This is a genomic window from Enterobacter cloacae complex sp. HYC003_NIDB, from assembly GCF_056673375.1.
In genome coordinates this window covers 896,674-918,287 of sequence record NZ_CP114220.1, presented here as the reverse complement: position 1 = coordinate 918,287, position 21,614 = coordinate 896,674, and the positions used below count along the sequence as shown (strand labels likewise).

Sequence of the window (21,614 nt, the reverse complement as noted above, 5' to 3'; positions counted from 1 at the left end):
TCCCTGTGGGAGAGGGTCGGGGTGAGGGCATCAGACCGCACCTTACAAAAAAACTACACCTGCCCAACATACAGATAAATTGCCAGGAAGTGGCACACGCTGCCGCCCAGCACAAAGCCGTGCCAGATGGCATGGTTGTACGGAATACGCTTGCAGACGTAGAAAATCACGCCCAGCGAGTAGACTACCCCGCCCACCGCCAGAAGCGTCACGCCCCCCACCGCCAGCTTAATGGCTAACTGATACACCACAATCAGCGACAGCCAGCCCATTGTCAGATAGGTAACCAGCGACAACACTTTAAACCGGTGCGCAATGGTCAGCTTAAACAGGATCCCCAGCAGCGCCAGGCTCCAGATCACAATCATCAGGCCACGCGACAGCGGTGAGTTGAGCCCCACCAGCAAAAACGGCGTATAGGTACCCGCAATAAGAAGATAGATAGCGCAGTGGTCAAATTTCTTGAGCCATATCTTCGCCCGTTGATGCGGAATAGCGTGATACAGCGTTGAGGCCAGGAAAAGCAGGATCATACTCCCGCCATACAGACTGTAGCTGGTAATGGCCATCGCGCTGGCGTTGGTATCCACTGCCTGTACCAGCAATAACACTAAGCCGACAATCCCAAAAACCAGGCCAATGCCGTGGCTTATACTGTTGGCTACTTCCTCAGCCAGCGAATATCCCTGTGCGATTAATGGTCTGCTCACCATACTTAACTCCGGGAAAACAAAAGATGATTATTCATCGCCAGTCTATGCTAACTGAGAATGATTCCAGTGAACACCTGTTAGCTAAAATAAATCCACACTCAAGATTTATCCTTAAAAATCAGCATAATATAAAAACAATCCACCGCACAGGTGTAAATGATTTCATTAACATCTAAGTAATCAAGGAGATAAATCCGTCTCCCGCCCTTCGTCATCATGGTATGCTTCAGGAATAGTGTCCGACAGCGAGTTTAGCCATTGTGAGTATGTTCAGCCATTCCGCCATTGCCAGCCTCAACAATCTGGAAATGATGGTCTACAACTATGTCATTAAGAACCGCGATAAAGTGATGTACATGACCATCCGCGAGCTGGCGGATGCGGCGGGCGTTTCCACTACTACCATCCTGCGCTTCTGCCGCAAGCTTAACTGCGATGGCTACTCGGAATTTCGGGTGCGCTTTAAACTCTATCTGGAGCAGAACGAGCCGCAGCAGGCGAATTTTGGTGCCAGTGAAATTATCAGCTTCTTTAAAAGCGTAAATAACGAAGAGTTTGATGCGCTATTAGATAACGCGGTCGATATTATTTTATCATCTGAACGAATTATTTTTGTCGGTGCGGGCACCTCCGGATCGCTGGCAAAATATGGCGCACGTTTCTTTTCAAATATCGGGAAATTCAGTAACCATATCGACGATCCTTATTTCCCGGTCACTAACGACATGGCTAAAAATGCGCTGGCCATTGTACTCTCCGTCTCCGGCGAGACCGAGGAGATCCTGCGCTTCGCCAGCCAGTTCAGCCTGCACCACTGCAAGGTGCTCTCAGTCACCAGCCACGAACATTCACGTCTCGCAAAGCTGGCGGACTTTAACCTCTCCTGGCACGTACCGCAAACGCGCATTGGCGGCGTTTACGATATCACCACGCAAATTCCCGTCATCTATATTCTGGAATCATTAGGCCGGAAACTGGCGAAGAAATTAACAGAATAAAACATCCTGTTTTTTTGATGTGACAAATTACAATTTCCGCAAAATGTTATATCGTGACATTTAATTCCGCTTTGCTAGACTCGAAATCAATAAGTCCTGAATTGAGAATAGCAAAGATGAAAAAACTCACCTTACCGAAAGATTTTTTATGGGGCGGCGCGGTAGCGGCGCACCAGGTTGAAGGCGGCTGGAACAAAGGCGGCAAAGGGCCAAGCATCTGCGACGTGCTCACCGGCGGCGCACACGGCGTTCCGCGAGAAATCACGCAGGAAGTGATTGAAGGCAAATATTACCCCAACCACGAAGCCGTCGACTTCTACGGCCATTACAAAGAAGACATCAGGCTGTTTGCCGAGATGGGCTTCAAATGTTTCCGTACCTCCATCGCCTGGACGCGCATCTTCCCGAAAGGCGACGAAACTCAGCCAAACGAAGAGGGGCTGAAGTTTTACGACGACATGTTCGATGAACTGCTGAAGTACAACATCGAGCCGGTGATCACCCTCTCCCACTTTGAAATGCCGCTGCACCTCGTTCAGGAATATGGCGGATGGACCAACCGTAAAGTGGTAGATTTCTTTGTGCGCTTCTCGGAAGTGGTATTTGAGCGCTACAAAAATAAGGTCAAATACTGGATGACCTTCAACGAAATCAACAACCAGCGCAACTGGCGTGCGCCGCTGTTCGGCTACTGCTGCTCTGGTGTGGTCTATACCGAGCACGACAACCCGGAAGAGACCATGTACCAGGTGCTGCACCACCAGTTCGTGGCCAGCGCGCTGGCGGTGAAAGCCGCACGCCGCATTAACCCGGAAATGAAAGTCGGCTGCATGCTGGCGATGGTGGCGCTCTATCCATACTCCTGCAAGCCAGAAGATGTCATGTTCGCTCAGGAATCCATGCGCGAGCGCTACGTCTTTACCGACGTACAGCTGCGCGGCTATTACCCGTCTTACGTGCTGAACGAGTGGGAGCGCCGTGGCTTCTCCATCAAAATGGAAGCGGGCGACGAGCAGATCCTGCGTGAAGGCACCTGCGATTACTTAGGTTTCAGCTACTACATGACCAACGCGGTCAAAGCGGAAGGCGGTACCGGTGACGCCATTTCCGGCTTCGAGGGCAGCGTGCCGAACCCACACGTCAAGGCGTCCGACTGGGGCTGGCAGATTGATCCGGTAGGCCTGCGCTATTCGCTGTGTGAACTGTACGAACGTTATCAGAAGCCGCTGTTTATCGTGGAAAATGGTTTCGGCGCCTACGACACCGTGGAAGAGGACGGCAGCATCAACGATGACTATCGCATCGACTACCTGCGCGCCCACGTGGAAGAGATGATGAAGGCGGTGACCTGGGATGGCGTGGATCTGATGGGCTACACGCCGTGGGGCTGCATCGACTGCGTCTCCTTCACCACCGGCCAGTACAGTAAGCGCTACGGCTTTATCTACGTCAACAAGCACGACGACGGTACCGGTGACATGTCCCGCTCCCGTAAGAAGAGCTTTGAGTGGTATAAAACCGTCATTGCCAGCAACGGCGAAACGCTGTAATGGCTCGCCCTCTCTGCAAGCGGAGAGGGCAAACCGCTTATCTTCCAGACACTTCTTTACAGCTTTTGCGTTGCCAAAATATGTTCGCCCGATAATATAGGCGTCCTGAATATTTGAGGCGAACATGATCAAGCGACAACGCAACGCTATCCTGCTTGTAGCCCTGGCCTGCCTGGTGGTGCTGATATGCACCGCCCAGCGGATGGCCGGGATGCACGCGCTTGTCATGAACGTCACCGCCACGAGCCAGTCTGTCCAGCAGGGGCAGGAGAGTACCGACGCACCGGTAACCCCGTGTGAGCTTAGCGCCAAGTCGCTGATGTCGGTCCCGCCTGTTTTGTTTGAAGGCGCCCTGATTGCCGTCACCCTGCTGCTGGCGTTGCTGGCAGCCAGTCCACCGCGCCGCGAACGGCAGTGGCCTCCCCGCGTTATCTCCCCGCCCCGGTTAAGGGTGCATCTGCGATTATGCGTCTTCCGTGAATGAACCTTCGCCTGTTACTTCAGGTTAATTCATCATTTACGGAGAAAATTTATGTTTACTGTATTCAGGCGACTGCTGGTCTGCCTGCTTTGGCTATGGCTGCCCCTCAGCCAGGCTGCCGACAGCGGCTGGCTGCGCGCCGCCGATAATCAGCACGCCAGCGTCAGGTTGCGTGCGCAACCCGAAAGCACTGGCGAAACCCGCCTGCTGCTGGACGTCGCCCTGCAAAAAGGCTGGAAAACCTACTGGCGCTCGCCGGGTGAAGGCGGCGTCGCACCCGCGATTAAATGGCATCAGCCCGTCGAGGCGATCTGGCGCTGGCCTGTGCCGCAGCGTTTCGACGTCGCGGGCATCACCACGCAGGGCTACCACGGCGATGTCAGCTTTCCCATCACTCTGCGGGGCGACGTCCCGAAGATCCTGAGCGGCGTACTGACGCTCTCCACCTGTAGCAACGTCTGTATTCTTACCGACTACCCGTTTTCGCTGAACATGACCGCATCCGCAGGCGCCGGTTTTGATTACGATTTCAGTCGGGCCATGGGCACCCTTCCGCTCAGCGGCGGGTTGACCTCAACGCTTAACGCCACCTTTGCCCCCGGCAAGCTGACCGTAACGGCGCAGCGTGACACAGGCTGGCAGGCGCCGTCCCTGTTTATCAACGGTATGGATGATGTTGATTTCGGCAAACCGGCCCTCACCGTGCGCGGTGACTCGCTGGTCGCCACCGTGCCCGTGACGGACAGCTGGGGCGAGGCCGCGCCCAACCTCAGCGGCAAAACCCTGTCGCTGGTTCTGGCCGATAGCGGGCAGGCACAGGAGTCCAGCCTGAGCATTCAGCCGGGGAACGCCGCGCCGACGCTCTCGTTAGGCTGGGTGCTGCTGATGGCGCTGGCGGGCGGTCTGATCCTTAACGTCATGCCCTGCGTACTGCCCGTGCTGGCCATGAAGCTGGGCACGCTGATGCAAACCGAACGGCAGGCGCGGGGTCAGGTACGCCGACAGTTTCTTACGTCGGTAGCCGGGATCGTGATCTCGTTCCTCGCGCTGGCGCTGATGATGACGGTTTTACGTTTAGGCAATCAGGCACTCGGCTGGGGGATCCAGTTCCAGAACCCGTGGTTTATTGGCGCGATGGCGCTGGTGATGGTGCTTTTCAGCGCCAGCCTGCTGGGGTTGTTTGAAATCCGTCTACCTTCCGGCGCCAGCACCTTCCTCGCCACGCGCGGCGGCAACGGGCTTGCGGGTCATTTCTGGCAAGGCGCGTTTGCCACGCTGCTGGCGACACCCTGCACCGCGCCGTTCCTGGGTACGGCGGTCTCGGTCGCGCTGGCGGCACCGCTTCCCCTGCTGTGGGGGATCTTCCTGGCGATGGGTATCGGCATGAGCCTGCCGTGGCTGCTGGTGGCGGCCTGGCCGGGGCTGGCCCAGCGGTTGCCGCGTCCGGGACGCTGGATGAACGTCGTACGCGTAGTGCTGGGGATGATGATGCTCGGCTCATCGCTGTGGCTGCTGAGCCTGCTGACGGTGCACATTGGCAGCCTGCCCGTCATCACGCTGGGCGTGTTCCTGATCCTTACGCTGCTGCTGGTCACCGCCTGGCGCTACCGCTGGCAAACGGCACTGCGCGCCGGGGTATTAGCTGTAGTGGTGGCCGGGGCGGTCGCGTTTGTATCCGGTTCCGGCGGCGAGGGTTCCCGCCGCGATCGTATTCACTGGCAGCCGCTCAGCGAGCAGGCCATTGCCCGCGCGCTGGCGGAGAACAAACGGGTGTTCGTCGACGTGACCGCCGACTGGTGCGTGACCTGTAAAGCCAATAAATACAACGTGCTGCTGCGCGACGACGTGCAGGATGCGCTCTCCGCCCCGGACGTTGTCGCCCTGCGCGGCGACTGGAGCCGCCCCTCAGATACCATCAGCCAGTTCTTAACCACGCGCGGCAGCGCCGCCGTACCGTTTAACCAGATCTACGGACCGGGATTACCGCAGGGCCACGTGCTGCCTGCGTTGTTAAGCCGCGAAGCGGTGCTGAGCACCCTGTCCGATGCAAAAGGAAAATAACATGAGAGCCTTCGTTGCCTTACTTCTGCTGTCGTTATCAACGTTCGGTTTCGCCGCACCTTCTGATGACGCTTCCAGCGACCAGCTGGCAAAACTGCTGTTTAACGACCCCAACAGCCCGCGAACCGGCGCGACATCGCCGAAGCTGACCATCGTCTCCTTCACTGACTACAACTGCCCGTATTGCAAGCAGTTCGACCCAATGCTTGAGAAAATCGTGCAGGAAAATCCCGACGTGCAGCTCATCGTCAAACTGCTGCCGTTCAAGGGACAAAGCTCGGTAAATGCCGCGAAAGCGGCACTCTCAACGTGGCAGCAGGCGCCGGATAAATTCTGGGCGCTCCACCAGCGGCTGATGATGAAAAAGGGCTATCACGATGACGCCAGCATCGCCGCCGCGAAGGTAAAGACCGGAACGGACAGCATTAAAAAGGATGATAAAACCATGGACAGCCTAAAGATGAACCTCATCCTGGCGCAGGTGCTGAATATTCAGGGTACCCCGGCGACCATTATCGGCGACCAGATGGTGGCGGGCGCAATTCCGTATGACGACCTGGAGGGGCTGGTCAAAGAACAGCTGGCAAACGCCCGTGGCAAGTAAGCTTCCGCGCCTGCTGCGCGAGCTGGGCGTATGGCTGCTGATTGGCGTAGCCGTGAGCCTGGCGGTGGACTATTTCCGCCAGCCCGCGCTGCCGCAGAATTTCTCCGCGACGGCACTGCACACCCTTGACGGCCAGCCCGTCGATCTTATCGCCATGAGTAAGGAGCGACCGCTGCTGGTCTACGTCTGGGCGACATGGTGCGGCGTCTGCCGCTACACCACGCCGTCGGTGGCGGCGCTTGCCGCGGACGGGGGTAACGTGATGTCGGTTGCGCTGCGCTCGGGCGATAACGCGACGCTCGAAACCTGGATGAGGAAGAAGAAGGCGACGATGCCCACGGTCAACGACGCCAGCGGAGAACTGGCGCGTGAGTGGGACGTTAAGGTTACGCCAACGCTGGTGGTGATCTCTCACGGTGAAGTGAAGTCGATCACCACCGGCTGGACCAGCGGCTGGGGAATGCGCCTGCGGCTGTGGCTGGCGTCGTAGCGTTACTTCCCGCCAGCCAGCTCCAGGAAGCTACCGGTGACATAGGAGGCTTTGTCGCTCAGCAGCCAGACAATGGCCTGGGCGACCTCCTCCGGCTGACCGCCACGCTGCATCGGTAACATCGACTTCACCCGATCCACACGCCCCGGCTCGCCGCCGGAGGCGTGAATATCGGTATAAATCAGGCCTGGCCGCACGCCGTTAACGCGAATGCCCTGCGCCGCCACCTCCAGCGCGAGGCCGGTGGTCAGGGAATCCACCGCCCCTTTTGAGGCGGCATAATCCACATATTCCCCCGGCGCGCCCAGCCGTGATGCCGCCGAGGAGACATTCACAATCGCGCCGCCCTTGCCGCCGTGTTTATGCGACATGCGCTTAACCGCTTCACGGCAGCAGAGAAAATAGCCGGTGACGTTGGTAGCCAGCACGCGGTTAATACGTTCAGCGGAGAGGTTTTCGATGGTGGATTGTTCAAACAAAATCCCGGCGTTGTTCACCAGCGCGGCGAGCGGCTCACCTTCGCGATCGATGCTGTCGAACATCGCCATCACCTGCGCTTCATCGCTGATGTCCGCGCGTACGGCAAAGGCTTTACCGCCCGCGTCCACGATCTGATTAATGACGTCCGTCGCGGCTTTGATGTTGTGATGAAAATTCACCGCAACGGTGTAGCCTTCGCTTGCCAGCTGTAGCGCGGTGGCTTTACCAATACCCCGGCTGGCGCCGGTGACCAGTGCAATTGCCATTCTTTTCTCCCAATAAAAAAGCCGGGTGGCGGCTTCGCCTTACCCGGCCTACGTTACTACAGGAACAACGTTACTGGTATTCGCTCATCGGCACGCAGGAGCAGAACAGGTTACGGTCGCCGTAAACATCATCAAGACGTTTCACGGTTGGCCAGTATTTGTTTGCCACACCTGCCGGGAAGACAGCCAGCTCGCGGGTATAACCGTGGTTCCACTCTGCCACCAGTTCGTTCTGTGTATGCGGCGCGTTCACCAGCGGGTTATCTTCCAGCGTCCACTCCCCGCCTTTCACGCGGTCGATTTCGCTGCGGATCGCCAGCATCGCGTCGATAAAGCGATCCAGCTCCACCTTGCTTTCAGATTCGGTCGGCTCAACCATCAGCGTACCCGCTACCGGGAACGACATGGTTGGCGCGTGGAAGCCGTAGTCGATCAGACGCTTGGCAATATCCAGCTCGCTGATGCCCGTTTCTTCTTTCAGAGGACGAATATCGAGGATGCATTCGTGCGCCACGCGACCGTCGCGACCGGTATAGAGCACCGGATAGGCGTCCTTCAGACGCGTTGCGATGTAGTTGGCGTTGAGGATCGCCACCTGGCTGGCCTGCTTCAGCCCTTCCGCGCCCATCATGCGGATGTACATCCAGCTGATTGGCAGGATAGAGGCGCTGCCGAACGGTGCCGCGGAGACCGCGCCCTGACGGGTCAGCATGCCTTCAATCTGCACCACGCTGTGGCCCGGCACAAACGGTGCCAGGTGCGCTTTCACGCCGATTGGGCCCATCCCCGGGCCGCCACCGCCGTGCGGAATGCAGAACGTTTTATGCAGGTTCAGGTGCGACACATCCGCGCCAATAAAGCCCGGAGAGGTGATGCCCACCTGGGCGTTCATGTTTGCGCCGTCGAGGTAAACCTGGCCGCCGAACTGATGCACCACTTCACACACTTCACGGATAGTTTCTTCGTACACGCCGTGGGTGGATGGGTAGGTCACCATGATGCAGGAGAGTTTGTCGCCCGCCTGCTCGGCTTTGGCGCGCAGGTCGGCCAGATCGATGTTGCCGTTTTTGTCGCACGCCACAACCACCACTTCCATTCCTGCCATCTGGGCAGAAGCCGGGTTGGTACCGTGGGCAGAGCTTGGGATCAGGCAGATATCACGGTGGCCTTCATTGCGGCTTTCGTGATAGTGACGGATCGCCAGCAGACCAGCGTATTCACCCTGCGCACCGGAGTTCGGCTGCATGCAGAGCGCGTCGTACCCGGTCAGCTTCACCAGCCAGTCGGAGAGCTGGTTGATCATCATGTGATAACCTTCCGCCTGCTCAGCCGGGCAGAACGGGTGCAGCTCAGAGAATTCAGGCCAGGTAATTGGGATCATCTCAGCCGCGGCGTTCAGCTTCATGGTGCAGGAGCCCAGCGGGATCATCGCCTGGTTCAGCGCCAGATCTTTACGTTCCAGAGAGTGCATGTAACGCATCATCTCAGTTTCGCTGTGATAGCGGTTGAACACCGGGTGAGTCAGGATCGCGTCGTCGCGCAGCATGCTTTCCTGAATGGAGCGGCTGTCGAGCGCAACCTCTTTGTCGAGCGTATCAACGTCCAGACCGTGTGCGTCACCCAGCAATACGTTGAACAGGGTCAGGATATCGTCACGGGTGGTGCTTTCGTCCAGCGTAATGCCGACCGCATTGTGAATGTCGCTGCGCAGGTTGATTTGCGCTGCCTCGGCGCGCGCCAGCACGGCCGCTTTGTCTGCCACCTCGACGCACAGGGTATCGAAATAGTGTTCATGACGCAGTCTGAGACCTTTCTGTTGCAGACCGCAGGCCAGGATATCGGCCAGACGGTGGATGCGGCTGGCAATGCGCTTCAGGCCTGCCGGACCGTGGAACACCGCGTACAGGCTGGCAATGTTAGCCAGCAGTACCTGCGAGGTACAGATATTGGAGTTCGCTTTCTCGCGGCGGATATGCTGCTCGCGGGTCTGCATCGCCATGCGCAGCGCGGTGTTACCGGCGGCATCTTTCGATACGCCGATAATACGGCCTGGCATGGAACGTTTAAATTCATCTTTCGCGCCAAAGAACGCCGCGTGCGGGCCGCCGTAGCCCATCGGCACGCCGAAACGCTGGGCTGAGCCGAAGACAATATCCGCGCCCTGTTTACCTGGCGCCGTCAGCAGCACCAGTGCCATAAAATCAGCGGCGACGCTAATAATAACCCTACGGGATTTTAGCTCGGCGATCAGTGCGCCGTAGTCGTGTACTTCGCCGGTGGTGCCCACCTGCTGCAACAGCACGCCGAAGACGTCCTGGTGATCCAGCACTTTTTCAGCGTCGTCGACAATCACCTCAAAGCCGAAGGTTTCCGCACGGGTGCGCACCACGTCCAGCGTCTGGGGATGCACGTCCGCCGCGACGAAGAAGCGGTTGGCGTTTTTCAGCTTGCTCACGCGCTTCGCCATCGCCATCGCTTCGGCGGCGGCGGTGGCTTCGTCCAGCAGCGAGGCAGAGGCGATATCCATACCGGTCAGATCCAGCGTCACCTGCTGGAAGTTCAGCAGCGCTTCCAGACGGCCCTGGGAGACTTCTGGCTGATACGGGGTATAAGCGGTATACCAGCCCGGGTTTTCCAGCATATTACGCAGGATCACCGGCGGTAACTGCACGTTGGTGTAGCCCATGCCGATATAAGACTTATAGCGCTTGTTAAGGCCGGCGATGGCCTTCAGCTCCGCCAGCGAGGCGAACTCCGTCGTGGACTCGCCTACCTGCGGCGGCGTAGCAAGCTGGATGTCTTTTGGCACGATCTGGCCGATCAGTGCGTTTAATGAATCCGCGCCAACTGTCTTCAGCATCTCCTGCTGTTGCTGAGCATCCGGCCCAATGTGACGTTCAATGAAGGCGCCACGGTTTTCAAGCTGGCTTAAAGTCTGTGTCATGAGCGATGGTTCCTGAAACGTGCAGTGAATTTAAGTTCCCTCTCCCTTTGGGAGAGGGTTAGGGTGAGGGGAAGATTGGCACCCTCACCCCTGCCCTCTCCCAAAGGGAGAGGGGAATTACTGATTACTCGTCTTCTAACAGTGCTTCGTACGCGGTCGCATCCAGCAGCGCGGCAACCTGCGCTTCGTCGCTGGCTTTGATCTTGAAGATCCAGCCGCCTTCATACGGTTCGCTGTTGACCAGCTCCGGGGAGTCGCTCAGCGCGTCGTTCACGGCAACAATTTCACCGCTCACCGGGGCGTAGATGTCAGAGGCCGCTTTAACGGATTCCGCCACCGCACAGTCGTCGCCTGCGCTCACGGTTGCGCCCACTTCCGGCAGGTCAACAAACACCATGTCGCCCAGCAGCTCCTGCGCGTGCTCGGTGATCCCAACGGTGTAAGTGCCGTCCGCCTCTTTGCGCAGCCACTCGTGTTCTTTGCTGTATTTCAGTTCTGCTGGCACATTGCTCATTGAAGTTCTCCTGATAAAAATAGTTAGGCGACCGGCTTACCGGCGCGAACAAAAATCGGTTTGGTCACGTTGACCGGCATTTCGCGGTTGCGGATCTGCACCACCGCCGTTTCGCCAATCCCCGCCGGCACGCGTGCCAGGGCAATACTGTAGCCGAGCGTCGGGGAGAACGTTCCGCTGGTGATCACGCCTTCGCGATGATTGCCATCGGCATCGGTGAAACGCACCGGCAGCTCGCCGCGCAGCACGCCTTTTTCTTTCATCACCAGGCCAACCAGCTGTTCAGTGCCCTTCTCGCGCTGCATCTCCAGCGCTTCACGGCCAATAAAATCACGGTCGGCCGGTTCCCATGCGATGGTCCAGCCCATGTTGGCGGCCAGCGGAGAGACGCCTTCGTCCATCTCCTGACCGTAGAGGTTCATCCCCGCTTCCAGACGCAGCGTATCGCGCGCGCCCAGGCCCGCAGGCTTCACGCCCGCCTCCACCAGCGCACGCCAGAAATCAGCGGCCTTCTCGTTCGGCATGGCAATTTCGTAGCCCGCTTCACCGGTGTAGCCGGTGGTGGCGATAAACAGATCCCCCGCCTGCACGCCGAAGAACGGCTTCATGCCTTCGGTGGCTTTGCGCTGCTCGTCGCTGAACAGAGACGCGGCTTTTGCCTGGGCGTTTGGCCCCTGCACCGCAATCAGCGACAGATCGTCACGGACGGTGATGTCAATGGCGTAAGGTTCAGCGTGTTGGGAAATCCAGGAGAGGTCTTTTTCGCGGGTGGCGGAGTTTACAACGAGGCGGAAGAAATCTTCGGTGAAGTAGTAGACGATGAGGTCGTCAATCACGCCGCCAGAGGCATTGAGCATGCCGGTATAGAGCGCTTTGCCCGGCGTTTTCAGTTTGGCGACGTCGTTTGCCAGCAGATAACGCAAAAACTCCCGGGTGCGGCTACCGCGCAGGTCGACAATCGTCATATGAGACACGTCGAACATACCGGCATCGGTGCGCACCGCGTGGTGCTCATCAATCTGCGAGCCGTAGTGCAGCGGCATCATCCAGCCGTGGAAGTCCACCATGCGAGCACCGCACAACACGTGCTGTTCGTACAAAGGAGTCTGTTGAGCCATCTTTTCCTCGTTGAAAAATTCACCGTGAAACCCGGTGTCGGCCTCGCGATCGGGGGCCGACGCAAACGTTCTCTTTTACCTGAACTTACCACCGAAACCGGCGGTTAACCATAAGGTAAAACGGGTCATCACATTAGCTTATGACCAAAAATCGCTGAAAAGCCTACAGAGTTATTCACTGGGAAAATGCGATTAAACCCGCATAAAATTAACAATGATCTAACAGAATTTAGCAGATGGTGATATTTCGTGCGGAAAAACGGGCCGAATTTCCGTAACATAAAAATAGTAAGATTAGATTTTCTAATGCGAAAAATGACGTGAAATTAGATTATTTCAAACGAGGAAATTTCCCCGGCGCGGAGGCCGGGAAAATAAAGTGTGACGGGGATCGAGATTAACGTAACCAGTCGGGAAGATCGTTGAGGCCCATTGCCTGACGAAGAAGCTGCGGTTTTACGCCGGGAAGAGTGTCGGCCAGCTTGAGGCCAATATCGCGCAGCAGTTTTTTCGCCGGATTCGCTCCGGCAAACAGCTCGCGGAAACCCTGCATCCCCGCCAGCATCATCGCCGCACTGTGTTTGCGGCTGCGCTCGTAGCGACGCAGATACAGATGCTGACCAATATCTTTACCTTCCCGATGCAGGCGACGCAGCTCTTCAACCAGCTCAGCCGCGTCCATAAAGCCGAGGTTCACCCCCTGCCCGGCCAGCGGATGAATGGTATGCGCCGCATCCCCCACCAGCGCCAGACGGTGCGCGGCAAACTGACGCGCGTAGCGACCGGTTAACGGAAACGTCTGGCGTTCGCTTTCAAGCATGCACAGGCCCAGACGGTTATCAAACGCCACGCATAGCGCCTGACTGAAGGCATCCGGCGTCGCCTCCTGCATCTGCTGCGCTTTCTCCGGCTCTAAAGACCAGACGATGGAGCAGAGATGCGGATCGGCAAGCGGCAGGAAGGCCAGAATGCCGTCATTATGGAAAATCTGGCGCGCCACGCCGCCGTGCGGCTCTTCGGTGCGGATTGTGGCCACCAACGCGTGATGGCGGTAATCCCAGAAGGTCAGCGGAATATCCGCTTTGTTACGCAGCCAGGAATTGGCGCCGTCGGCACCCACCACCAGACGCGCGGTCAGCATGTCGCCACTTTCAAGAGTGATAAACGCGTCGTTTTCGCCCCACGCCACCTGCTGAAGTTTCGCCGGTGCGATCAGCGTGACGTCGCTGCACTGCTGCGCTTTCTGCCACAGCGCGTGGTGGATCACCGCGTTTTCAACGATGTGTCCAAGGTGGCTGTAGCCCATGCTTTCATCGTCAAACGCGATACGGCCGAAGCTGTCTTTATCCCACACTTCCATGCCATGGTAACAGCTGGCACGCAGCGCCACGATTTCAGACCAGACGCCAAGGTGCGTCAGTAGCTTTTCGCTGGCGGCATTGATCGCCGAGACGCGCAGCTCCGGCGGTGCATCCTGCGCCACAGGCTGCGGCGCTTTTTGCTCAAGCACGGCCACGCGCAGGCCGCTGCCCTGTAAACCACAGGCCAGCGCCAGTCCTACCATTCCGCCACCCACAATGGCGACATCAACATTTTGCACGGTCAATACTCCTTAACGCGCGACCCAACCCAGGGTCCGCTGCGCCAGCACGTCACGTGCCGGAATGAACAGTTCCATCGCCATCAGCCCAAGGTTGCGACCCGCAACCAGCGGTGCCCAGCGATTGGCAAACAGGTGGACTAAACCGTCGGTGACGCCAATGGTCGCCGCTTTGTCCGCCTGGCGTCGTTTCTGGTAATGGCTTAGCACCGAGTATGCGCCACAATCCTGTTGTTCGCTCCACGTCCGGGCCAGTAGCTCTGCCAGGCTTATCACGTCACGGAGGCCAAGGTTGAAGCCTTGCCCGGCGATGGGGTGCAGCGTCTGCGCGGCGTTGCCGAGCAGGGCGACGCGATGGGAGACAGTCTGCGATGCGGTCGTCAGCGCGAGCGGATAGGCCACGCGTTTTCCGGCATGGGTGATGCGCCTAAGCCGCCAGCCGAAGGCTTTTTGCAGCTCGGAACAAAAACGTTCGTCGGACCAGGAGAGAACCTCATCGGCCCGATCCTGCGCATGGCACCATACCAGCGAGCAGCGCCCGTTCGACATCGGCAGCATGGCCAGCGGGCCGTGCTCCGTGAAGCGCTCAAATGCCCTGCCGTTATGCGCGCCAGCCGTAGAGACGTTAGCGATGACCGCCGCCTGCCCATAGGGTTCAGAGCGCCATTCGACGCCGCACTGCGTGGCGATCGCGGAGCGTGAACCATCTGCCGCCACCAGCAGTTGCCCCTCCAGCGTGGTGCCGTTGTCCAGCGTCACGCTGACGGCCTCGTCACGACGGCTAAAGCTGGCGACGCGCGCCGGACAGTGCAGCGTGACGCCAGGCGCGTCCTGTAACAGACGGAACAGCCGCAGCCCTACATCATGCAGCTCGACAACCTGCCCCAGCGCCTCGATCCGGTAATCGTGGGCATCCAGCGTCACAAATCCGGCATGCCCGCGATCGCTGACGTGAACGGTGCCGATCGCCGTTGCGCAATCCGCTATCGCCTGCCAGATCCCAATACGCGCAAGCTGCTGACAGGTCCCCTGCGCCAGCGCGATAGCGCGGGCGTCGAAACCGGGATGATCGGCAGCCTGCGGCGCGACCGCCTCAACGAGATGCACCGGAAGCTGGCCCTGGGTTAACTGCGAAATAGCCAGCGCCAGAGTAGCGCCGGTCATGCCTCCGCCAACAATGATTACGCTCATCCGCGTGCCGCCGCCATCAGCGCCTCGATGTCGTCGGCTTTTTTCACCACGGTCGCGGTCAGGTTTTCGTTACCGGTTTCGGTGATGACGATATCATCTTCAATACGAATGCCGATCCCGCGGTAGTGTTCCGGCACGTCGGCATCCGGCGCGATGTACAGCCCCGGCTCAACGGTCAGCACCATGCCAGGCTCCAGCACGCGCGAACGTTCCGGACCGTATGCCCCGACGTCATGCACATCCAGCCCCAGCCAGTGGCTCAGGCCGTGCATAAAGTACGGACGATGGGCGTTTTCGGTTATAAGGGTGTCCACATCGCCTTTCAGAATGCCGAGCTTCACCAGCCCGGTAATCATGATGCGCACCACCTCGCCCGTAACCTCCTGGATGGAGGTGCCAGGGCGGAACAGCGTCAGCGCGGTCTCCAGAGACTCAAGCACGATGTCATAGATTTCACGCTGCGCGGTGGTGAATTTACCGTTCACCGGGAAGGTACGGGTGATGTCGCCCGCGTAACCCTGATATTCACAGCCAGCGTCAATCAGCACCAGATCGCCGTCGCGCAGTTCACTTTCGTTTTCGGTGTAGTGCAGAATGCAGCCATTTTCCCCGCCGCCTACGATGGTGTTATAGGACGGGAAGCGCGCGCCGTGACGGTTAAATTCATGGTGAATTTCCCCTTCAAGCTGGTACTCGAACATACCGGGACGGCACTTTTCCATGGCGCGGGTATGCGCCAGGGCGCTGATTTCGCCCGCGCGGCGCATCACGTTCAGCTCTTCTTCAGACTTGAACAGGCGCATCTCATGCACCATCGGTCGCCAGTCCGTCAGGGTGACAGGTGCAGACAAATTCTGACGTGAGCCTTTACGCAGCTTATCCAGCGCGGTGAAAACAATGTCATCCGCATACGCGTATTCGCCCTGCGCGTGATAGAGCACGTCCAGACCGTTCAGCAGTTGGTAGAGCTGCTGGTTGATTTCGCTGTAGGCCAGCGCGCGGTCCACGCCCAGTTTTTCTGGCGCCGCCTCCTGCCCTAAGCGGCGGCCAAACCAGATTTCCGCGGTCAGATCGCGCACGCGGTTAAAAATCACGCTGTGGTTGTGGGTGTCATTGCTTTTAATCAGCACCAGTACCGCTTCCGGCTCGTTAAACCCGGTGAAGTACCAGAAATCACTGCTCTGGCGATAGGGGTATTCGCTGTCGGCGCTGCGCGTCACTTCCGGCGCGGCGAAAATCAGGGCAGCGCTTCCCGGCTGCATTTTTGCCAGCAGCGCCTGACGACGGCGAGAATACTCTTGACTGGAGATAACCATGACACCCTCCTGTGCGTTATTTTTCTTAGTGTAATGTTGGCTTGCGAACTTCCGGCGCGGTCGGCTGCGAGCGCGTAAAGTTGTCGTGGCACAGCAGAGACGCCACGCGCACGTACTCGATAATCTCTTCGAGAGACATCTCCAGCTCTTCCTGGTCTTCGTCTTCATCGTAGCCGAGTTGGGCGATGTTACGCAGATCGTCGATCGCTTCACCCGCTTCGCCGGTCACTTTATCCAGTTTAGGCTGGGTTACGCCCAGGCCAAGAAGATAGTGGTTTACCCAACCCGCGAGCGCATCAGCGCGATCGAAGACGCTGACATCGTCGCCTTCAGGCAGATAAAGCTGAAAAAGAAAGCCATCGTCTTCCAGGGAATCGCTGGTTGCGGCGTGCATTTTACGCAGCGCTTCCGCCAGTTCGTGGCCAAACGCCAGCCCTTCGTTGGTGAGGTCGTGGATCAGCGGCTGCCATGAGCTGTCGCTGTTTCCGCCGCACAGTATGCCGCTGATCAGACCGTGCATTTCGGCAGGGGTCAGACCGACTCCCTGCTGGTTCAGTAACTGGTTTAAATCCTTGTAACCAGGCATTTCGTTCTGTATAGACATACGCATTCGTCATCAAAGGGAGGATATTCATGATATGCTACCACTTTGGACCCTGGTGATACCAGAAAAGGGCTTGTATCTTCACATCAGGGTAGCTATAGTGTCGCCCCTTCGCAGCCCCCGGGGCAGTAAGCGAAGGCAGCGCAGTCAATCAGCAGGAAGGTGGCATGTCTGCACAACCCGTCGATCTCCAGATTTTTGGCCGTTCACTGCGAGTGAATTGTCCGCCTGAACAAAGGGATGCCTTGAATCAGGCTGCGGACGATTTGAATCAGCGGTTGCAAGATCTAAAAGAACGCACTAGAGTCACAAATACTGAGCAGCTGGTTTTCATCGCCGCGTTGAACATCAGCTATGAACTGACTCAGGAAAAAGCGAAGACCCGCGATTACGCGGCAAGCATGGAGCAGCGCATTAAAATGCTCCAGCAGACCATAGAACAGGCATTGCTTGATCAAGGTCGCAGTCCCGAAAGACCGGGACCAAAGTTTGAATAACACTTCTCAGTTGACTATGGTAGAGTAACTGTGAAGACAAAATTTCTCTGAGATGTTCGCAAGCGGGCCAGTCCCCTGAGCCGATATTTCATACCACAAGAATGTGGCGCTCCATGGTTGGTGAGCATGCTCGGTTCGTCCGAGAAGCCTTAAAACTATGACGACACATTCACCTTGAACCAAGGGTTCAAGGGTTACAGCCTGCGGCGGCATCTCGGAGATTCCCTCTCTTTTCTTCTACCGACTACCATGACTCAATTCCCTGAAGTTTCTGCTTCACGCCAGGACATCCGTCAGCTTATTCGCCAGCGTCGTCGCGCCCTAAGCGCCGAGCAACAGGCACAGTTTGCTCAGCAGGCCGCCGCCCGCATGATGGCCTATCCGCCTGTGGTGATGGCAAACACCGTCGCCCTGTTTCTCTCGTTTGATGGTGAGCTGGATACCCAACCGCTTATCGACCAGCTCTGGCGCGCCGGGAAAAAAGTTTACCTGCCGGTTCTGCATCCCTTTAGCCCGGGCAATCTGCTGTTTCTGCACTACCATCCGCACAGCGAGCTGGTGGTGAATCGTCTGAAAATCACCGAACCCAAACTCGACGTGCGCGACGTGCTCCCGCTTTCCGGGCTGGATGTGCTGATTACGCCGCTGGTGGCGTTTGACGAGCAGGGCCAGCGATTGGGCATGGGCGGGGGATTCTATGACAGGACGCTACAAAACTGGCAGCAGTACGGATTGCAGCCGGTGGGGTATGCGCATGATTGCCAGGGCGTGGAGGCATTACCCGTAGAGAAATGGGATGTGCCGTTGCCGGCGGTGGTGACGCCCAGTAAAACCTGGACCTGGTAGAACAAAGCCGGGTGGCGGCTATGCCTTACCCGGCCTACATAAATCCTCGAACATTGCAGGTCGGGTAAGCGTAAGCGCCACCCGACACACAGACCGCACGACAACTGTAGGTCGGGTAAGGCGCAGCCGCCACCCGACGCCACAGACCGCACCATCAGTACAACAGGCGCGCGCGAATCGTCCCCGGAATGGCCTTCATGCTCTGCAATGCTTTCTCGGCGATGTCTTCATCCGCTTCGATATCAATCACCACATAACCCATCTGCGAGTTAGTTTGCAGATACTGCGCGGCAATGTTAACACCCTGCTCGGCAAAGATCTGGTTGATGGCGGTCAGCACGCCAGGACGGTTTTCGTGGATGTGCAGCAGACGACGCCCACCGTGCAGCGGCAGAGACACCTCCGGGAAGTTCACCGCAGAGAGCGTTGAACCGTTGTCGGAATATTTGCTCAGCTTACCCGCCACTTCCAGGCCGATATTCTCCTGAGCTTCCTGAGTAGAACCGCCGATGTGCGGCGTCAGGATCACGTTGTCGAACTCGCACAGCGGAGAGGTGAACGGATCGCTGTTGGTGGCCGGTTCCGTCGGGAATACGTCAATCGCCGCACCCGCCAGATGCTTACGCTTCAGCGCGTCGCACAGTGCAGGAATATCGACCACCGTGCCGCGCGCGGCGTTGATCAGCAGAGAGCCCGGCTTCATCAGCGCCAGCTCTTCCGCCCCCATCATGTTTTTGGTGGACGCATTTTCCGGCACGTGCAGGCTGACCACGTCGCTCATATTCAGCAGATCAGAGAGATGCTGCACCTGCGTCGCGTTACCCAGCGGCAGCTTGCTTTCGATATCGTAGAAAAACACGTGCATGCCGAGGGATTCCGCCAGAATACCGAGCTGCGTACCGATGTGGCCGTAACCGATAATCCCGAGCTTTTTACCACGCGCTTCGAAAGAGCCCGCAGCCAGCTTATTCCACACGCCGCGGTGCGCTTTAGCGTTAGCTTCCGGAATGCCGCGAAGGAGCAGCAGCAGCTCGCCAATCACCAGCTCCGCCACGGAACGGGTGTTAGAGAACGGCGCGTTAAAGACCGGGATACCGCGTTTGGCGGCGGCATTCAGATCAACCTGGTTGGTGCCGATGCAGAAACAGCCAATCGCCACCAGCTTTTCCGCCGCAGCAATAACGTCTTCAGTCAGTTGGGTACGGGATCGCAGGCCAATGAAATGGGCATCACGGATGGACGCTTTCAGCTCTTCAGTGTCCAGCGCGCCTTTGTGAAATTCGATGTTGGTGTAGCCTGCTGCGCGAAGGCTATCGAGCGCTTTCTGGTGCACGCCTTCAACCAACAGGAATTTAATCTTGTCTTTCTCCAGTGATACCTTTGCCATTTACCCGACCCTGTTTTTATCTGAACTGATGTTGTGCTGGATATAAATCCCGTGCAGCCAACATATCAAAAAAAACTATTGCAGCAATATGAACGTTTGCGTCGGCACTCTGAAGAAAAGTCATACAGAGCAAAATGGCAGAGGAAAATGCTGCGGAAAATTACGAACGTGGCAGGATCGGCAAAAGAGGCGGAAAAACGTGACACAAGTCACCGAATTTAGCTTTTCAAAAATTTTTTAGCGGGGGGAGCGCTCCCCCCGTCAGATCATTTTACGATGGTTTTTACACCGTCAGCCGTGCCGATCAGCGCCACGTCCGCGCCACGGTTGGCAAATAACCCTACGGTAACGACGCCTGGAATGCCGTTGATCGCATTTTCCAGCGCAATGGCATCGAGGATCTCAAGGCCGTGAACGTCGAGGATCACGTTGCCGTTGTCGGTCACCACACCCTGACGGTATTCCGGACGACCACCCAGCTTCACCAGTTGACGTGCCACGGCGCTGCGCGCCATCGGGATCACTTCGACCGGCAGCGGGAAATTCCCCAGAATGTCGACCTGCTTGGAGGCGTCCGCGATGCAGATGAACTTATCCGCAACGGAGGCAATGATCTTCTCGCGGGTCAGCGCCGCGCCACCGCCTTTGATCATCTGCATATGGCCGTTGATTTCATCCGCGCCATCAACGTAAATGCCCAGACGGTCCACTTCGTTGAGGTCGAAAACGGTGATGCCGAGGCTTTTCAGCTTTTCCGTGGAAGCATCGGAGCTGGAAACCGCGCCCTCGATCTGCCCCTTCATCGTGCCCAGCGCATCGATAAAGTGCGCCGCCGTCGACCCCGTACCAACACCGACAATGGTACCCGGCTGTACGTACTGGAGAGCGGCCCATCCTACTGCTTTTTTCAGTTCATCCTGCGTCATGATCGTTTTGCCTGTGGTGTGAAAACTCAGGGCGCATTATAGAACACGTCGAATGGATTTCGTCTGCCACGAAGGGAAAATTGTGTCATAGTGCAGATTAAGCAAAATTAAGGAGTCAGCCAGAGCAATGAAACGTCCGGACTACAGAACACTACAGGCACTTGATGCAGTTATTCGTGAACGCGGTTTTGAGCGCGCGGCGCAAAAGCTGTGCATCACCCAGTCCGCCGTATCACAGCGTATCAAACAGCTTGAAAACATGTTCGGGCAGCCGCTGCTGGTGCGTACCGTACCGCCGCGTCCGACGGAGCAAGGACAAAAGCTCCTCGCCCTGCTGCGGCAGGTTGAACTGCTGGAAGATGAGTGGCTGGGCGATGAACAGACCGGCTCCACGCCGCTGCTGCTGTCGCTGGCGGTGAACGCCGACAGTCTGGCAACCTGGCTGCTGCCGGCCCTTGCGCCGGTGCTGGCCGACTCCCCTATCCGCCTGAATCTCCAGGTTGAAGACGAGACCCGCACTCAGGAACGCCTGCGCCGTGGCGAAGTGGTTGGGGCGGTCAGTATTCAGCCTCAGGCGCTGCCAAGCTGTCTGGTGGATCAGCTGGGCGCGCTGGATTACCTGTTTGTCGGTTCAAAAGCCTTTGCCGAGCGTTACTTCCCGAACGGTGTGACCCGCGCCGCGCTGCTGAAAGCGCCTGCCGTCGCTTTCGACCATCTGGACGATATGCATCAGGCCTTCCTGCAACAAAACTTCGATCTGCCGCCGGGCAGCGTGCCGTGTCATATCGTTAACTCGTCCGAAGCCTTCGTACAGCTCGCGCGTCAGGGAACCACCTGCTGCATGATCCCGCATTTGCAGATTGAGAAAGAGTTGAAAAGCGGTGAGCTGATTGATTTAACCCCGGGGCTGTATCAGCGCCGGATGCTGTACTGGCACCGTTTTGCGCCGGAAAGCCGCATGATGCGCAACGTCACTGACGCGCTGCTGGCGTTTGGGCACAAGGTGTTAAGACAGGATTGAAAAACTA

Annotated in this window: 20 protein-coding genes and 1 other RNA gene; 10 read left to right on the top strand and 11 right to left on the bottom strand. The window is 57.8% G+C overall.

Features of this window, described 5'->3' with window-relative positions; all coding sequences use genetic code 11:
* Positions 1–53: 53 nt before the first annotated feature.
* Positions 54–713, bottom strand: a complete 660-nt coding sequence (gene trhA, locus O1722_RS04370; protein WP_003863433.1) for a PAQR family membrane homeostasis protein TrhA — start codon at positions 711–713, stop codon at positions 54–56.
* 266 nt (positions 714–979) lie between these two features.
* On the opposite strand from trhA, the gene O1722_RS04365 reads away from it, so the two are divergent.
* The 6 genes from O1722_RS04365 to O1722_RS04340 all read left to right on the top strand — a co-directional run bounded on the left by O1722_RS04365 (position 980) and on the right by O1722_RS04340 (position 6,897).
* Entirely contained in the window at positions 980–1,711 is a 732-nt protein-coding gene (locus O1722_RS04365; protein WP_015571796.1) for a MurR/RpiR family transcriptional regulator, read from the top strand.
* 116 nt (positions 1,712–1,827) lie between these two features.
* Complete coding sequence (gene bglA / locus O1722_RS04360; protein ID WP_017382891.1) at positions 1,828–3,261, top strand: 6-phospho-beta-glucosidase BglA; 1,434 nt, start codon at positions 1,828–1,830, stop codon at positions 3,259–3,261.
* A 124-nt stretch (positions 3,262–3,385) separates the two neighbouring features.
* The gene (locus O1722_RS04355) at positions 3,386–3,745 is read left to right on the top strand and encodes a hypothetical protein (protein ID WP_003863427.1); all 360 of its coding nucleotides are present in this window, start codon (positions 3,386–3,388) and stop codon (positions 3,743–3,745) included.
* A 48-nt stretch (positions 3,746–3,793) separates the two neighbouring features.
* The gene (locus O1722_RS04350; RefSeq protein ID WP_033487629.1) at positions 3,794–5,803 is read left to right on the top strand and encodes a protein-disulfide reductase DsbD family protein; all 2,010 of its coding nucleotides are present in this window, start codon (positions 3,794–3,796) and stop codon (positions 5,801–5,803) included.
* 1 nt (position 5,804) lies between these two features.
* Complete coding sequence (locus tag O1722_RS04345; protein ID WP_032669266.1) at positions 5,805–6,407, top strand: DsbA family protein; 603 nt, start codon at positions 5,805–5,807, stop codon at positions 6,405–6,407.
* Positions 6,397–6,897: a protein disulfide oxidoreductase gene (locus O1722_RS04340; RefSeq protein ID WP_017382895.1), complete on the top strand. Its 501-nt coding sequence runs from the start codon at positions 6,397–6,399 to the stop codon at positions 6,895–6,897. Before O1722_RS04345 ends, O1722_RS04340 begins: the two co-directional genes overlap by 11 nt.
* Positions 6,898–6,899: 2 nt before the next feature.
* Here O1722_RS04340 and O1722_RS04335 read toward each other — a convergent pair whose 3' ends face one another.
* From O1722_RS04335 to O1722_RS04300, 8 genes are all read right to left on the bottom strand, one after another.
* Positions 6,900–7,643, bottom strand: a complete 744-nt coding sequence (locus O1722_RS04335; protein WP_015571798.1) for an SDR family oxidoreductase — start codon at positions 7,641–7,643, stop codon at positions 6,900–6,902.
* Between the two features lie 70 nt (positions 7,644–7,713).
* Positions 7,714–10,587, bottom strand: a complete 2,874-nt coding sequence (gene gcvP / locus O1722_RS04330; RefSeq protein WP_033487630.1) for an aminomethyl-transferring glycine dehydrogenase — start codon at positions 10,585–10,587, stop codon at positions 7,714–7,716.
* A gap of 124 nt (positions 10,588–10,711) precedes the next feature.
* Positions 10,712–11,101 (bottom strand): glycine cleavage system protein GcvH, encoded by a 390-nt coding sequence (gcvH, locus tag O1722_RS04325; RefSeq protein ID WP_006811885.1) that lies wholly within the window; start codon positions 11,099–11,101, stop codon positions 10,712–10,714.
* A 23-nt stretch (positions 11,102–11,124) separates the two neighbouring features.
* Entirely contained in the window at positions 11,125–12,219 is a 1,095-nt protein-coding gene (gene gcvT, locus O1722_RS04320; protein ID WP_003860107.1) for a glycine cleavage system aminomethyltransferase GcvT, read from the bottom strand.
* Positions 12,220–12,616: 397 nt separating this feature from the next.
* On the bottom strand, positions 12,617–13,819 hold the full coding sequence (ubiI, locus tag O1722_RS04315) for an FAD-dependent 2-octaprenylphenol hydroxylase (RefSeq protein ID WP_033487631.1): 1,203 nt from the start codon (positions 13,817–13,819) through the stop codon (positions 12,617–12,619).
* 12 nt (positions 13,820–13,831) lie between these two features.
* Entirely contained in the window at positions 13,832–15,010 is a 1,179-nt protein-coding gene (gene ubiH, locus O1722_RS04310; RefSeq protein ID WP_033487632.1) for a 2-octaprenyl-6-methoxyphenyl hydroxylase, read from the bottom strand.
* Complete coding sequence (gene pepP, locus O1722_RS04305; RefSeq protein WP_094058375.1) at positions 15,007–16,320, bottom strand: Xaa-Pro aminopeptidase; 1,314 nt, start codon at positions 16,318–16,320, stop codon at positions 15,007–15,009. Before pepP ends, ubiH begins: the two co-directional genes overlap by 4 nt.
* 31 nt (positions 16,321–16,351) lie before the next feature.
* Positions 16,352–16,930: a YecA/YgfB family protein gene (locus tag O1722_RS04300; RefSeq protein WP_003860099.1), complete on the bottom strand. Its 579-nt coding sequence runs from the start codon at positions 16,928–16,930 to the stop codon at positions 16,352–16,354.
* A 167-nt stretch (positions 16,931–17,097) separates the two neighbouring features.
* Here O1722_RS04300 and zapA point away from each other — a divergent pair, with 167 nt between their 5' ends.
* The 3 genes from zapA to O1722_RS04285 all read left to right on the top strand — a co-directional run bounded on the left by zapA (position 17,098) and on the right by O1722_RS04285 (position 18,273).
* Positions 17,098–17,427 carry a cell division protein ZapA gene (gene zapA / locus O1722_RS04295; protein WP_003860096.1) on the top strand — a complete coding sequence of 110 codons (330 nt, stop codon included), beginning with the start codon at positions 17,098–17,100 and terminating at the stop codon, positions 17,425–17,427.
* 41 nt (positions 17,428–17,468) lie between these two features.
* A non-coding RNA gene (gene ssrS, locus O1722_RS04290) (6S RNA) lies at positions 17,469–17,652 on the top strand.
* A 24-nt stretch (positions 17,653–17,676) separates the two neighbouring features.
* A complete protein-coding gene (locus O1722_RS04285) occupies positions 17,677–18,273 on the top strand; it encodes a 5-formyltetrahydrofolate cyclo-ligase (RefSeq protein ID WP_033487635.1) in 597 nt (198 codons plus the stop codon).
* A gap of 154 nt (positions 18,274–18,427) precedes the next feature.
* Here the strand turns inward: O1722_RS04285 and serA are convergent, their stop codons facing one another.
* Both serA and rpiA read right to left on the bottom strand, forming a co-directional pair.
* Entirely contained in the window at positions 18,428–19,660 is a 1,233-nt protein-coding gene (serA, locus tag O1722_RS04280; RefSeq protein ID WP_017382902.1) for a phosphoglycerate dehydrogenase, read from the bottom strand.
* A gap of 266 nt (positions 19,661–19,926) precedes the next feature.
* Entirely contained in the window at positions 19,927–20,586 is a 660-nt protein-coding gene (gene rpiA, locus O1722_RS04275) for a ribose-5-phosphate isomerase RpiA (RefSeq protein ID WP_003860091.1), read from the bottom strand.
* A gap of 127 nt (positions 20,587–20,713) precedes the next feature.
* On the opposite strand from rpiA, the gene argP reads away from it, so the two are divergent.
* A complete protein-coding gene (gene argP / locus O1722_RS04270) occupies positions 20,714–21,607 on the top strand; it encodes a DNA-binding transcriptional regulator ArgP (protein ID WP_003860089.1) in 894 nt (297 codons plus the stop codon).
* Positions 21,608–21,614: the final 7 nt, after the last annotated feature.

Excerpts from the sequence above, each read along its gene's own strand:
- O1722_RS04365 (WP_015571796.1), top strand. The coding sequence starts at position 980 with ATGTTCAGCCATTCCGCCATTGCCAGCCTCAACAATCTGGAAATGATG.
- trhA (WP_003863433.1), bottom strand. The coding sequence starts at position 713 with ATGGTGAGCAGACCATTAATCGCACAGGGATATTCGCTGGCTGAGGAA.
- rpiA (WP_003860091.1), bottom strand. The coding sequence starts at position 20,586 with ATGACGCAGGATGAACTGAAAAAAGCAGTAGGATGGGCCGCTCTCCAG.
- O1722_RS04350 (WP_033487629.1), top strand. The coding sequence starts at position 3,794 with ATGTTTACTGTATTCAGGCGACTGCTGGTCTGCCTGCTTTGGCTATGG.
- zapA (WP_003860096.1), top strand. The coding sequence starts at position 17,098 with ATGTCTGCACAACCCGTCGATCTCCAGATTTTTGGCCGTTCACTGCGA.
- gcvH (WP_006811885.1), bottom strand. The coding sequence starts at position 11,101 with ATGAGCAATGTGCCAGCAGAACTGAAATACAGCAAAGAACACGAGTGG.
- gcvT (WP_003860107.1), bottom strand. The coding sequence starts at position 12,219 with ATGGCTCAACAGACTCCTTTGTACGAACAGCACGTGTTGTGCGGTGCT.
- ubiH (WP_033487632.1), bottom strand. The coding sequence starts at position 15,010 with ATGAGCGTAATCATTGTTGGCGGAGGCATGACCGGCGCTACTCTGGCG.
- argP (WP_003860089.1), top strand. The coding sequence starts at position 20,714 with ATGAAACGTCCGGACTACAGAACACTACAGGCACTTGATGCAGTTATT.
- serA (WP_017382902.1), bottom strand. The coding sequence starts at position 19,660 with ATGGCAAAGGTATCACTGGAGAAAGACAAGATTAAATTCCTGTTGGTT.
- O1722_RS04345 (WP_032669266.1), top strand. The coding sequence starts at position 5,805 with ATGAGAGCCTTCGTTGCCTTACTTCTGCTGTCGTTATCAACGTTCGGT.
- O1722_RS04335 (WP_015571798.1), bottom strand. The coding sequence starts at position 7,643 with ATGGCAATTGCACTGGTCACCGGCGCCAGCCGGGGTATTGGTAAAGCC.
- bglA (WP_017382891.1), top strand. The coding sequence starts at position 1,828 with ATGAAAAAACTCACCTTACCGAAAGATTTTTTATGGGGCGGCGCGGTA.
- gcvP (WP_033487630.1), bottom strand. The coding sequence starts at position 10,587 with ATGACACAGACTTTAAGCCAGCTTGAAAACCGTGGCGCCTTCATTGAA.
- O1722_RS04300 (WP_003860099.1), bottom strand. The coding sequence starts at position 16,930 with ATGTCTATACAGAACGAAATGCCTGGTTACAAGGATTTAAACCAGTTA.
- O1722_RS04355 (WP_003863427.1), top strand. The coding sequence starts at position 3,386 with ATGATCAAGCGACAACGCAACGCTATCCTGCTTGTAGCCCTGGCCTGC.
- O1722_RS04285 (WP_033487635.1), top strand. The coding sequence starts at position 17,677 with ATGACTCAATTCCCTGAAGTTTCTGCTTCACGCCAGGACATCCGTCAG.